Below are 13610 nucleotides of genomic sequence, written 5' to 3'. Positions count from 1 at the left end.
CTAATGTTACTTTGCTTCCTTTTTAAGTGATGCCGGTGTTGAATCATGCCGGATATTCTTACCATATATAAGATAAAGAATTACTCCTACAAAAAGCATGCCTCCGACAATATTGCCAAGAGTTACAGGAATTGAGCTGTTAATAAAGAAGTGCTTCCAGTCAACAACCGACATCTGCTCATATGTGTATCCGTACTCCGCTGCTGCCCTGGCTGCATACTTTTCATTGCCCAGTGCGAATATTCCTGCCGGAATATAATACATATTGGCTACACAGTGCTCATATCCGCTTACAACAAATGCCATTATCGGAAAGAATATAGCCCATACCTTGCCTGCGATATCCTTGGCTGCCGCTGCCATAAGTACCGCAGCACACACAAATATGTTGCACATAATTCCCGAACAGAATGCCTGCCCGAAGGACATATTAACCTTCCCCATCGCAACCTTGATTGTATACGCTCCAAGAAGTCCGTCAGTGTAATTGTACTGACCGCTGAGCGATACAAGAAGTGCTATCACCATCGCTCCTATAAGATTGCTTATGTATACAACAACCAGAACCCTTATCATTGCAGTAACCTTATATCTCTTATCAATAAAGCCAAGTATCAGAAGGCAGTCACCGGTAAAAAGTTCTCCACCGATAAATACTATCATCATAAGTCCTACCGGGAATACTACGCCGCCCAGAAGCCTTGCCAGTCCTACGTTACTTATCGCATGCATTGCCACACTGCTTGCTGCAGCGCCTCCGGCAATAAACATTCCTGCAAATATTCCAAGAAGTACCATTCTTACAAAAGGCATATTAACTCTGTCAACTTCTGCCCTTATGTTGCCTTCCACTACCTGTGGTGGAAAATCCATATTCATGTTAGCCATTTTTCCTGTTCCTTTTCTTTATGTATTTGTCCGCTAATATGTTGAATTATATCCTAATTATGCCATATTTTCAAGCAAAAAGCGGCACCTCCAACAATTCTGCCGGAGTAATGCCGCCTTTATAATACTACATATTAAGTTCTAATAATGCATACAGAACAATCTACTGCTTTTGTTCCGATTATTCTGCTGCTGCCTCACCGTCTGCTGATTCTTCATCTGTCTCAGGAACATCATTATGAACTGCTGTTACCGTTACAACAGGAGCTTCGAGGTCTGTATGAATCTCTACATCCTTATCAGCCGCAATATCAAGATCCTTAACTCTGATTGTATCACCAATCTTCATCTGGCTTACATCAACCTTAACTGAATCTACGATTGCTGACGGATATGCTTTATATGAAACTTCATTCAGGAGCTGCTGTACGACACCTTCGGCAACCTTATCATGGTTAACCAGTATTACCTCAGCTACAGAATGTACCATCTCATTGCTTACCAATGCCTGAAAACTAATCTCCTCGACTATACCCTTGAGTGGATTAAATGCAATATCCTTAATAAGAACATCATACTGTTCTCCGTCAACATCAAGCATAATCTGACTGCCCTTATGGTCTGTCTTCATCATACGCTCCACATCAACCTTCTGCATCTTTACAGGTATTGACTCTGCTAATTCTCTGCCAAATACATTGCCCGTAACAAATCCTTCGCGTCTTAATCTCTTTGCCTTAACATCCAAACTTCTCTTTTCAGCTTTTAAAGTATTCATTTACCTTTTCCTCCAAAAATCTGATTTGCTTAGCAGCCTTCAACTTATATCTTATGGCTGTACACCATATCGCTATAGGCAGGTTTTGTTAAGTATTGCTTTTTCTTGTTACGCGTATATTATAGCGCCTAGTTGCTAAACAGATTAACCAAATTTTAAGAAATTTTGACGTTATTTTTGTCTATTTTGACAACATATGCATGACTGAGTACATGGCATTGGCACCATCCGAAGCCGCAGTTATTACCTGTCTGAGATTCTTGGTTCTTGCATCACCTGCAGCAAAAAGCCCACTGCATGATGTTACACCATCTTCTCCTGCAACAACATATCCGCTGTCATCCAGCACATCAAAGCCTTCAAGCAGTGAAGTCTGCGGAATCATGCCAACAGCAACAAAGATTCCGTCAATATCAACATGGGCACCATTGCTTAAGTCTGCACCTGACACCTTTTTATCACCCGTAATCTGCTCTATCCTTGCATTGGTTATAATCTCGATATCTGCCTTTTCCTTAAGCCTGGCAAGTGTTGATGCCGAACCGCGGAAGCCGTCACGTCTGTGGATAAGATATACTTTACGGCATATATCAGAAAGGTACAGTGCATCATCAAGCGCTGTGTCTCCACCTCCAACTACTGCCACATTTTTATCCCTGTAAAATGCCCCATCGCAGACTGCACAGTAAGAAACACCTTTTCCCTGAAATACACTTTCGGAGTCTATTCCAAGACTGCGATGCCTGCATCCTGCCGCATAGAGTACTGTCTGAGCTTCAAGTGTGCTTCCGTCATCGCATGTGCATACCCAGCTGCCTTTGCTGTTATCAAGCTTTACAATCTCTCTTTCAATGAATTCCACGCCAAGTGATTCTGCATGGCTGCGGAAGCTCTCTCCAAGAGAATATCCGTCTACTCCGGGCATTCCCGGATAATTATCAACTCTGCTGCTGTCGGCTATCTGACCTGTACCCATATATTCTTTTTCAACAACAACTGCATTAAGTCCTGCACGCTTTGCATATATTGAGGCTGTAAGCCCTGCCGGACCACTGCCTATAATAATAACATCTAACATATAACAAGCTCTTCCTTCGTTGATTCATTTCCTTCAATGTGGAATGAATTAAGTACCGGATTACCGGCATCCATAAGTGACAGAATCATATAGCTTGCCTTGCTGTCATACGCAAGTCTCTTATCTTCTTCTGAAGGTCTTGACGGAGACTCCGGATGAGAATGCCAGTTACCGAGCGGAACAAGGCCTGATGCTCTCATATCTTTAACTGCCGCAAGCTGTTCTTTCGGATCAAGTGTAAAATGCTCATTAGAATGGTCAATATTGGTAAGAATATACACCTTCCCAACGGTCTTACTGCCATTATCTATTGTTCCTGCAATGAGTCCGCATGCCTCTTCAGGCACAACAGACTTTGCATGTTCAAGAATCAGATCATAATCTGACTTTTTCATTGATATCATGAATTACCTCATTTCTGCAGGCTGTCACATTAGTGGTCTGTGCACTCTACCTGCTCATAATCGATAAGCTCTGTAATTGTAGGGTGGTCACCGCATACTGCGCATCCTGATGTATCTGATGGCAGCTTAATCTTATGGAATTCCTGATTAATTGCATCATAAGTAAGAAGGTATCCTGTAAGAAGCTTTCCAACTCCAAGAATATACTTAATTGCCTCCATTGCCTGCAGACTTCCGATAACACCGCCCATTGCGCCGATAACGCCTGCCTGCTTGCATGTAGGCACTGCATCCTTTGGTGGTGGATTCTTGAATACACAACGGTAGCATGGTCCTTCTCCAGGAACATAGGTCATAAGCTGACCCTTGAATCTGATGATTCCTGCATGTGAAAAAGGCTTCTTAGCCATTACACAGGCATCATTAATAAGGAACTTTGCAGGGAAATTATCTGTACCGTCAATTATGAAATCATAGTCCCTGATAAGGTCCATAATATTCTCACTTGTGACAAACTCTCTGTATGTATTGACAGTTACATCAGGATTCATTGCATTCATTGTCTCTTTTGCGGACTTAACCTTCGCCTTGCCGACATCTGCTGTCTGATGTATTATCTGTCTCTGAAGATTGCTCAAGTCTACTTCATCGGCATCTACGATTCCGATTGTTCCTACGCCTGCTGCCGCAAGATACATTGCTGCAGGTGCTCCAAGTCCGCCGGCACCTATTATAAGCACCTTGGCATTAAGAAGCTTTCTCTGTCCCTTGGCACCTACCTCTTTGAGAATAATGTGCCTTGAATATCTTTCAATCTGCTCATCAGTTAACGCCATAGCTTCCACCTCCCATGAAGTAAAGGAATTCTACACTGTCACCATCCTTAAGAACTGTGCTGTCCTTATCTGCACTTGCAACAAATTCCTCATTAATTGATACTGTAACATACTCAGGCTGTTCAACATTCTCAAGTTCGATAAGCTCCGGTAATGTAAGTCCGTCTTTTACTTCTTTTGCTGTTCCTGAAACTGTGATCTTCATAATCTCCTCATTTCTGCCTCTGCGGCTTAATATTTTGCTTTATTTGTGCGCTAAAATGAAGTGCGCTTAACATACCATGTACGCTTAATACCTCGTATGTTTATTTAACATTGTCATCTATCCATGCATTCAGTGCATCTTTTCTTACTGCACCTGACTGTCTTGCAACCTCTGCCCCGCCCTTAAACAGCAGCAGTGTAGGAACTGACTGTACGTCATACTGTTCTGCAAGCTCTGTATCAAAATTAATATTGACTTTATACACTGACAGGCTGCCTTCTCTCTCATCCTCAACATCACCTACTACAGGAGACATTCTCTTGCATGGCACACAACTGTCTGAATAAAAATCAACCAGAACCGGAAGTGAACTTCCGAGCACCTTATCATCAAAATCTGCTTTACTTACTCTAGCTGCCATATGTACCTCTCTTATGCTTCGTCATCAACCTTTTTAACTATCAGATTATATGTGCCATCCTCATTATTAACCAGCTTAAGTATCTGATGTCCCTCTTCCTTAATGCTTCTCGGAACATTCTGTACCGGCTCGCCGTCATTCATTCGAATTGCAATAACTTCGCCGTCCTCAAGCTCATCAAGAGCAACCTTTGCCTTTACAAATGTAAGCGGGCATACCTTATCTGTTATATCCACCTGATCATCTATCTTAATTCCTGCTATTTCCATATATTCTCCTTTCCTGCCTTTTCCGGCATACAAGCCTGTGTATATGCACAGCTTTTCAGATTACTTTCCTTCGTATGCTGCCTGTATTCTCTTTCTGAATTCATCTTCACCCACACGCTGGAGAAGGAGTCTGAATCTCTCACCCGGATTAGCATTCTCCTCAAAGAATCCGATTGCTGCATCTGTTACCCTGAAAAGTGTCTCTTCATCCTTAATCATAGGAAGAAGCTGTTCCCCCTTGTAAATCCTGTTACCAAACAGACCACCGAACGATACGATGAATCCGCTCTCAGTATCCCATGCATCTGTAGGACATGCCTTAGCACAGCGTCCACAATTATTGCACTTTGACTTATCCAGAATTATCTCGCTTCCTGTAAATGTTATTGCCTGCTCACGGCATGCCTTTTCACACACACCGCAGTTGATACATTTGTCTGAGACCCAGTTTACTTCCATTCCGCCCTTGATACCGATATCATTCTCCTCAGCCTTAAGGCAGTTATTCTGACATCCTGTAACACCGAACTTGAACTTATGCGGAAGCTCCCTTCCGAAATAATGCTCATCAAGCTTCTTGGCAAGCTCATATGTATCAATACAGCCGCTCGGACAGATCTCACGTCCCTGACATGCTGTTATGGTTCTTACTCTCGGACCGCATACTCCCGGATTAACACCTCCGTCTGCAAGCTTGCTGCGAACCTCTTCAATATCCTTAAAATTAATGAAAGGAATCTCAATGCCCTGTCTTGATGTCATGTGAATATAGCCCTTGCCATATTTTTCTGCTACTTCTGCAACAGTCTTTATATTCTCCGCAGTAAGATTACCTCCGACAGTCTGAAGTCTCAGAGAGAAATAGCCTTTCTGCTTCTGTCTCATGAAACCGCCTTTTTTTAATGCTGCATAATCAATGTTAGCCATTGTTGTATCCTCCATGTCATAAATATTAATATGTTGTACCGGATTTGTTCTGTATTCTACAGATTCTCAACTGAATCAACTGCCTGTCTGAAATCCTCAATCAAATCTTCGATATCCTCGATGCCGACACTTATTCTTATCAGGTCATCAAATACGCCTGCTGTCTTCTTCTCCTCTTCACTGCTGTGTACGTTAAGCGTCGATTCAGGATGGATTACAAGTGTCTTTGTATCGCCGATATTGGAAACTATCAGTGGAAGCTTAAGCGCATCTATTATACCGAACGCTTTTTCCTTACTTCCTGTCCTTATCGTGATTATTCCGCCGTAACCGTTATCGCCAAACTGCTTTGCTGCTATATCATGCCATCTGCTGTCTGTAAGTCCGGGGTAATTAACTGTTATATCCTTATAATTCTCAGTAAAGAACTGTGCAAGCTTTGCCGCATTGCTGCAAACACGCTCCATTCGAAGTCCCAGAGTCTCCATTCCCAGACTATTGTAGAATGCGTTCTGCGGTGACAGACATGCACCTGTATTCCTGAATAATCCGTTACGAAGCTTCGCCGTATATGCAAATGGACCAAACTTCTTAAATTCCTTCATTCCCGGATATCTGTCTTCATCCCACTTGAATCTTCCCGCATCGGTAATCACACCTGATATCGCGCTGCTGTTTGCATTGATATACTTGGATGTTGAATTGACTACCACATCGGCACCAAGCTTAAGAGGCTGTACCAGATATGCCGTCGCAACGGTATTATCCATAATAAGCGGCACACCGTTATCATGTGCAAGCTTGGCAAGTGCTTCTATATCAGTAACATCAAGTCTTGGATTACCTATCGTCTCCGCAAAATAAAGCCTTGTATGCTCATTCGTTGCTGCCCTGAATTCCTCAAGATTGTTATTCTCAACGTATCTTGTTGTTATTCCAAAGCTTTCAAGATCCCTGAACAGATCAATGCTTCCGCCATACAGGCTGGCACTTGATACTATCTCATCGCCGGCTCTTAATATATTGCAAAACGCATTATACAGGGCTGCCATACCTGACGCACATGCCACGCTGGCAATACCTCCCTCCAATGCCGTCATTCTCTTCTCGAATGCATCAACTGTCGGGTTGCTTATTCTCGTATATGAGAATCCCGGAGCCTGATTATGAAATATTTTCTCCAGCTTGACTGCTGAATCATGTTCAAATGCACTTGACTGATATATAGGAGTAAGCGTGGCTCCCGTTGCCTTATCTCCTCTGAAGTCACCATGCAGTAATGCAGTATTAAATCTCATGTGATGCCCCTTTTTATATAAATCCTATCAAATTACTATGATAAATATAATACACTTATTTTTCCAATTGTCAACTACAAATTCATATAATTTATATTATTTTAGTATGAATTAGCATAAACAGGGCGTTTGAGGGTAATATTTTTTTATTACGGTCTTCTTGTGCTATGCTTTTTTATATGATAAAATGCAGTTTGAAAGGATATATTTCATATGATATTTAATACAAAACACAAAAAGCTATCTATATTTATTTTGCTGATTTTTATTCTGCTTATATCTATGTTCCTGAGTATTCTCCTTGGAAGTGTAAGGCTTGAGCCGGGTGAGGTTATATCGTGCCTGACCGGACGCGATGCATCTTCTGTTGCTTCCGTTCTTATATACGGCATAAGGCTGCCACGCATGTTTGCAGCTCTTCTTGCGGGAATGGGGCTTTCGTGTGCAGGCGTAATCCTTCAGAGTGTTATGAATAACTCACTTGCAAGCCCTAATACAATAGGTGTGAATTCAGGTGCGGGCTTTGCCGTCATGGCCGGACTTCTTATCATGCATGGAAGCGCAGCATATTCCTCCGTATTTGCATTTGCCGGAGCACTTATAACGACACTTCTTGTATTTGCGATTGCATACATGGGCGACCAGTCGAGAACAACCATTATTCTTGCAGGTATAACTATATCCTCCCTTCTCGGCGCGGGAATTAATACAATAAAGCTTATTGATAACGAGATAACTCTTAATATTACAACTTTTATGATAGGCACGCTTAACGGTGTTACAGCCCGTGCCATAAGACTTCCCGCTATAGGAATTATTGCAGCGGTAATAATAGCTATGTTTTTTGGACGTGCCATCAATATTCTCAATCTGGGAGAAGACATTGCACGTTCTCTTGGACTTAATGTTACAGTAACACGTTTTATCCTGCTTACGCTCTCAAGTATCATGGCAGGCTGTGTTGTAAGCTATGCGGGGCTTCTCAGCTTTGTAGGTCTTATTGTACCGCACATCGGACGCAGGCTGTTCGGCAATGATGCGCGCATACTGCTGCCATGCAGTGCGCTTCTCGGCGCAGTATTTGTTATTCTGTGTGACCTGGCAGGCCGCGTAATCGCTGCTCCTTATGAACTTCCGGCAGGAATAATCATGTCCTTTGTCGGCGGTCCGTTCTTTTTATATCTGCTTCTGCGCAGGAAAGGAGGCCGTAGAGTAAATGCTTAGATTCGACAATCTGAATGTATCATACAGGCACGAAGAGATATTACACGGAATCACCGAACAGATTCCTACAGGGTGCATAACGACAATTCTCGGTCCTAACGGCTGCGGCAAGACAACGCTCATATCATCAATAAACGGCAGCTCAGACGTAACAGGCGGAAGAATACTACTTGATGACACTGATATATTGAAGCTTTCATACAAAGAACGCGCCCGGCTTATCGCATTTCTTCCACAGATAAGGCAGATAATTCCTGCTCTCCCGGTAAAGACTCTCGTTGAGCACGGGCGCTTCCCTCATCTGGGATTTGCACGCAAAAAGTCAGCCGAGGATATCAGGATTGTAGATGAAGTTATGCATTTTACAGGGATAGATAAGTACAGAGATATGTATGCCAATACACTGTCAGGCGGAATCAGGCAGCGCGTGTTCTTTGCAATGATACTGGCGCAGGACTGTGACACCATCATTCTTGATGAACCTACAACATACCTTGATATTGAAGGACAGCGCATATTTTATAATATGATTCTCGAGCTGAAAGAAAAAGGGAAGACGATTCTGCTCGTCCTCCACGATATATCAAAAGCACTGTCCATATCTGATAAGATAATTGTAATGAATAATTCTGAGATTGTATTCGGCGGCACTCCCGCCGGCTGCATAGAAAGCCACATACTTGAAGACGTATTTCACGCACAATGCCGCGAACTTCACGACGAAGAGGGGACTTATTACCTTTTCACGTAATAATCCCCATCTTACCCTTCATGCAGGGAATCAGCACACTATATAACCACACTTTCGACATTGCGGTATATACCATTCACCTGTGTATATGTTCTGTCACCTTCTTTAACAAACATCCTGTCTATAAACACTTTCACCTTATCTCCCGGTGCTACAAGTGTCTGGTTTGTCTGACGGTATGCAGTTATTGTATTGCCATGCAGCCATAATTTTAATTCAATTATATTCCCTTTGAATGTAACATCCGTAACTACCGCTGTTTCTGCTGTTGCCTGGTACTGAAGCCTTTTATCGGCACGTGTGACATTAACTGCTTCTGGTCTTATAAATGCTCCATCACCTTCTTTAATATCTTCAAAGCCCTTGAACTCTCTGTAATTTTCCACTTTTACATTCTCTCCGATAAAGCCTGCCGCAAAAGGCGTCTGCGGATTATTATAAATATCAATCGGAGTACCTGTCTGCTCCACGCGCCCCGCGTTCGTGAGGATTATCTGGTCAGATAATTCGATAGCCTCCTCCTGGTCATGTGTAACAAATATGCTTGTTATTCCAACTTCATTAATAAGTTCTCTCAGCCAGCTTCTTAATTCCTTTCTGACCTTGGCATCAATTGCTGCAAAAGGCTCATCCAGCAGAAGCAGCTGCGGCTGCGCTGCTATCGCCCTTGCGAATGCAACTCTTTGCCTCTGCCCGCCTGACAACTGGCGCGGATATCTCTTTTCCAGTCCTTTAAGACCAACCAGCTCTATCAGCTCATCAACACGGTTTTTTATATCGGCCTTACTCCATTTTTCAATCCTTAAACCGAATGCAATATTCTCAAACACTGTCTTGTACCTGAAAAGTGCATAGTTCTGAAACACAAGACCGATACCTATTTCGGACGGCTTAATGTCATTAACCCTTCTTCCGTCAATGATAATATCGCCGGAATCGGCATTCTCAAGACCTGCAAGCATCTTAAGTATTGTTGTCTTGCCACTTCCGCTGGGACCTAAGAGTGCTGCAAGGCTTCCTTTTTTTACCGCAAAGCTTATATTTTTTGATGCTTCATAGCTGCCGAAGCGTTTGTTGACATTTTTCAATTCAACATATGTATCATTTTCTACTGCCTTTAATGTCATAAGTCATTTCTCCTCCCGCGATATTCAAGTATATTTCTTATAACAAGAATTACCAGAGCCATCACCACAAGTATTGCCGACATTGCAAACGCTCCCGTAAAATCGAATGCCTGATATGTTACTTCAATATGAAGCGGCATCGTATTGGTCCTGCCTCTAAGATGTCCTGACAGGATTGACACTGCCCCGAACTCGCCCATTGCCCTTGCAGAGCAGAGAACTATTCCATACATCAGCGCCCATTTTATATCAGGCAGCGTTATCTGCGTGAATATCCTGAAAAATCCCGCTCCCATCAGTGCCGCGGCCTCTTCCTCGTCTGTTCCCGCTGCTGTCATAACAGGAATAAGTTCCCTTGATATGAATGGAAATGTCACAAATATTGTTGCCAGCACTATGCCCGGAACTGCAAATATTATCTTAATTCCAAGAGATGTAAGCAATGGGTACAATATACTGTTTCTTCCAAATGTCAGGACAAATATAAGTCCCGCTATTATCGGTGATATCGTAAGCGGCAGATCTATAAGAGCCGAGAGTACTTTCTTAACCCTGAATCTGTATTTTGTAATCACCCATGCCGCAAATATTCCGAATATCGTATTAACCGTAACGGTTATCAGTGTAACCTCAACCGTAAGCAATATTGATTTTACCGCATATCTGTCAATGACAGCCTTAAGGCATTTTATCATACCGACTGCCGTAATGTCATTGGCACAGTAAAATGCCGTCGGACGTTCCTCGCTTTTCAATACATTTTCCATGACCTCATAACCATGGCTCTCTGTCTGGTCAGTGTCAAATATCAGTTCCGGAAGCACTTCTATGTCATGCTTTCTCATCGCCTCCATGTATCCTTCAAAACGCGCTTCATTGCGTATATTGCCTACATATGCAATATTGCTGTGTCCAAGCTTCAGCAGATGTTCAATTGCCATAGATGCTATCTTTCTTCCATCACAGAGCACCTCGTCCACCTCGTAATTTGTAGAATTACGATTGACTGATACAACATTTTTGAATGCTGCCTTCAGCTTTTTAAGTGCATCCTTAGAACACCGCCCTATTATTATAAGTCCGTCACATCTGTCACCGGTCTGCTCATACATCTCATCCGCCAGCCTGTCAGCCTTCTCCCTTGCCGCCCTTCTGTCATCCGAGAATGTTGAATTGTACCATACTCTCGACAATATGCAGGAATTCTTATGTATCTCTGACTCAATAACTCTCAGAAGTTCATCAAAAAAAGGGTCGGAATGTGAACTGTCAGACCTTGTAAGAAGAATATTAATGTAATAATTCTTCGGTCCGTCAGCATTACCGCCCTTTTTAAGACTTCTTGCAGCTTCATTGGGTACATAATTTATCTCAACCGCTGCCTTCCATATCCTGTCACGCAGCTTGGAATCCTGGCATTTGTAATCGGGATTATTGAGCACACGCGACACTGTAGATACCGAGGCTCCCGTCATCTGTGCGATTTTCTTAATTGACATGTGACCTCCATTCTCCACCCCACAGCCGGAAGAAAACACACACCGGCTTGTGCTGTAAGCGGGCATTTTGCAGCCGCCGGCACGTAAGGCGCCGTATTTTGTCGCCTTACATGTCCGCTGCGGCTGCAACCAAGCGCAGGCGTGCCCGTGTCAGCATAAGTCTGTGTGGGGATTCCCCGCTGACAGCAGCAATGCTTTATCCATACTTAGTTCCAGATTTCGTCCTTAAATACTATCTTTCTGTATGTCTCAAATGTGAGCCACTTATTGAAGAACCCGCTGCTTATGCTGTCCTTCTGCTGTGCAAGTTCCTCTGCGAATGCAGCATATGAAGCTTCATCATTAACTTTAACCTCAAAGCCTCGTCCGTTAATCACAGGTACTCCTGAATACTTGTAATCTGCAAGCTCTCCGATACTCTCAACCTTACGATCACGAACCTTAACGGCAACCTTGTCACGGAGCACAACAACGTCAAAGCTGTCAGGATAGCTGTAGCTCTCACCATTAACAGGAATCTCGTCACCAACCGTATATGTTCTTCCTGAAGGTCTTACCTTGTTGATTGTCATACTGTCAAGATTGTAGTAGAACTCCTCAAAGATATCACCGTTTGCCTTAAGCGAACCATATACAAATGCAGTCTTAAGATCCCTGCTGTCATCTACAGAAGGCTTCTCGACTACGCCACATGCTGATGTCATGTTGGTAATTCTGTCTATAAGTATAAGCTCTCCGAGTGTCTTATGCTTCTTGAACTCATCGAGTACAATTTCTTCCTGAAGAGAGATATCACATACTGCTATCTCATTCTTCTTAAGGCTATTGGCAGGAATATATGCGCCTGTATTAACATCAATCTTATACTGGATATTCTTAAGAATTGCAGGCATCTGCTTAGTACCGAGCTTTACGATGTAGTCTGTTCCCGGTGTAAGCTCCTTGTCATCCATCCACAGGATTGTAGCTGTAAATGATTTGCTTATAGGAAGCTTATTACCCGCAGCAAGCACACAGCCTCTTGATACATCCACTTCCCTGTCGAGCTGGATTGTAACAGGCTGACCCATGAATGCATGGTCTGAGTCCCTGTCACCTACAAGAATGCTCTTAACATGAGCGCGCTCATTGCTTGGAAGTGTTATAATCTCATCACCTGTCTTAATCTCTCCTGATTCAATCTGCCCCTGGAAGCCTCTGTATGTATGGTCAGGACGGCATACTCTCTGTACAGGCATGTAGAAGCCCTCTTCCTGCTTCTTCTCGGTAACATCAATATTCTCAAGATATGGAAGAAGCGCCTCTCCCTTATACCAAGGTATGTTCTCTGACTTCGTTGTTACGTTGTCACCTTCTGTAGCCGATACCGGAATAATGTAGATGCTCTCAAGCTTAAGTTCATCTGCAAGCTCTTCAACCTGTTTTTTTATCTCATTGAATCTGTTCTCATCATATCCGACAAGATCCATCTTATTAACCGCGAATACAAAGTACTTAATACCCATAAGTGCACAGATTCTTGCATGTCTTCTTGTCTGAACGAGAACACCCTGCTTGGCATCAATAAGGATTACCGCGAGGTCTGCAAATGAAGCACCTACAGCCATGTTACGTGTGTACTCCTCATGTCCCGGAGTATCAGCAACGATAAAGCTTCTGTTATCTGTTGTGAAATATCTGTAAGCTACGTCAATTGTAATTCCCTGCTCTCTCTCAGCCATAAGTCCGTCAAGAAGGAGTGAATAATCTATTGCACCGCCACGGCTTCCGACCTTACTGTCAAGCTCCAGTGCCTTCTCCTGATCTGCATATAAAAGCTTTGAATCATACAAAATATGTCCGATAAGTGTTGACTTGCCGTCATCCACGCTTCCGCATGTTATAAATTTTAATAAGCTTCTCATC

General features: G+C 43.0%; 14 protein-coding genes and 2 pseudogenes. 2 read left to right on the top strand and 14 right to left on the bottom strand.

Annotated features, from left to right (window positions below):
- Positions 1 to 6: 6 nt before the first annotated feature.
- The 10 genes from NQ488_04635 to NQ488_04590 form a co-directional block, all read right to left on the bottom strand.
- Positions 7 to 888, bottom strand: a complete 882-nt coding sequence (locus NQ488_04635; GenBank protein ID UWN96592.1) for a formate/nitrite transporter family protein — start codon at positions 886 to 888, stop codon at positions 7 to 9.
- Positions 889 to 1069: 181 nt separating this feature from the next.
- Entirely contained in the window at positions 1070 to 1666 is a 597-nt protein-coding gene (locus NQ488_04630; GenBank protein ID UWN96591.1) for a 50S ribosomal protein L25, read from the bottom strand.
- Positions 1667 to 1847: 181 nt separating this feature from the next.
- Complete coding sequence (locus tag NQ488_04625; GenBank protein ID UWN96590.1) at positions 1848 to 2744, bottom strand: FAD-dependent oxidoreductase; 897 nt, start codon at positions 2742 to 2744, stop codon at positions 1848 to 1850.
- Positions 2738 to 3148, bottom strand: a complete 411-nt coding sequence (locus NQ488_04620; GenBank protein UWN96589.1) for a M67 family metallopeptidase — start codon at positions 3146 to 3148, stop codon at positions 2738 to 2740. Before NQ488_04620 ends, NQ488_04625 begins: the two co-directional genes overlap by 7 nt.
- A gap of 29 nt (positions 3149 to 3177) precedes the next feature.
- On the bottom strand, positions 3178 to 3984 hold the full coding sequence (thiF, locus tag NQ488_04615; GenBank protein ID UWN96588.1) for a thiazole biosynthesis adenylyltransferase ThiF: 807 nt from the start codon (positions 3982 to 3984) through the stop codon (positions 3178 to 3180).
- Positions 3971 to 4189, bottom strand: a complete 219-nt coding sequence (gene thiS / locus NQ488_04610; GenBank protein ID UWN96587.1) for a sulfur carrier protein ThiS — start codon at positions 4187 to 4189, stop codon at positions 3971 to 3973. Before thiS ends, thiF begins: the two co-directional genes overlap by 14 nt.
- 100 nt (positions 4190 to 4289) lie before the next feature.
- The gene (gene trxA / locus NQ488_04605; protein UWN96586.1) at positions 4290 to 4610 is read right to left on the bottom strand and encodes a thioredoxin; all 321 of its coding nucleotides are present in this window, start codon (positions 4608 to 4610) and stop codon (positions 4290 to 4292) included.
- Positions 4611 to 4621: 11 nt separating this feature from the next.
- A complete protein-coding gene (locus tag NQ488_04600; protein UWN97105.1) occupies positions 4622 to 4873 on the bottom strand; it encodes a sulfurtransferase TusA family protein in 252 nt (83 codons plus the stop codon).
- 66 nt (positions 4874 to 4939) lie between these two features.
- Positions 4940 to 5806, bottom strand: a complete 867-nt coding sequence (locus tag NQ488_04595) for a 4Fe-4S binding protein (protein UWN96585.1) — start codon at positions 5804 to 5806, stop codon at positions 4940 to 4942.
- A gap of 56 nt (positions 5807 to 5862) precedes the next feature.
- Positions 5863 to 7104, bottom strand: coding sequence for a PLP-dependent transferase (locus NQ488_04590; GenBank protein ID UWN96584.1), 1242 nt, complete (start codon positions 7102 to 7104; stop codon positions 5863 to 5865).
- Positions 7105 to 7317: 213 nt separating this feature from the next.
- On the opposite strand from NQ488_04590, the gene NQ488_04585 reads away from it, so the two are divergent.
- Positions 7318 to 8328 carry an iron ABC transporter permease gene (locus NQ488_04585; GenBank protein ID UWN96583.1) on the top strand — a complete coding sequence of 337 codons (1011 nt, stop codon included), beginning with the start codon at positions 7318 to 7320 and terminating at the stop codon, positions 8326 to 8328.
- Positions 8321 to 9079: an ABC transporter ATP-binding protein gene (locus NQ488_04580; protein UWN96582.1), complete on the top strand. Its 759-nt coding sequence runs from the start codon at positions 8321 to 8323 to the stop codon at positions 9077 to 9079. The genes NQ488_04585 and NQ488_04580 overlap by 8 nt, the downstream gene beginning before the upstream one ends.
- Before the next feature lie 38 nt (positions 9080 to 9117).
- On the opposite strand, the gene NQ488_04575 is transcribed toward NQ488_04580, so the two are convergent.
- The 4 genes and pseudogenes from NQ488_04575 to NQ488_04560 all read right to left on the bottom strand — a co-directional run bounded on the left by NQ488_04575 (position 9118) and on the right by NQ488_04560 (position 13609).
- Positions 9118 to 10206 (bottom strand): ATP-binding cassette domain-containing protein, encoded by a 1089-nt coding sequence (locus NQ488_04575; protein UWN96581.1) that lies wholly within the window; start codon positions 10204 to 10206, stop codon positions 9118 to 9120.
- Positions 10203 to 10889 (bottom strand): annotated as a pseudogene (locus NQ488_04570) (sulfate ABC transporter permease subunit). The gene NQ488_04575 and the pseudogene NQ488_04570 overlap by 4 nt, the downstream one beginning before the upstream one ends.
- A gap of 51 nt (positions 10890 to 10940) precedes the next feature.
- A pseudogene (locus NQ488_04565) lies at positions 10941 to 11681 on the bottom strand (LacI family transcriptional regulator).
- Positions 11682 to 11911: 230 nt separating this feature from the next.
- A complete protein-coding gene (locus NQ488_04560; protein UWN96580.1) occupies positions 11912 to 13609 on the bottom strand; it encodes a GTP-binding protein in 1698 nt (565 codons plus the stop codon).
- Position 13610 lies beyond the last annotated feature (1 nt).

The sequence above is a fragment of the [Bacteroides] pectinophilus genome (assembly GCA_025146925.1).
Taxonomy (GTDB): Bacteria; Bacillota; Clostridia; order Lachnospirales; family Lachnospiraceae; genus Bacteroides_F; species Bacteroides_F pectinophilus.
Note: the sequence above shows the minus strand (reverse complement) of the source record. Positions and strands in the feature narration are given on the sequence as shown.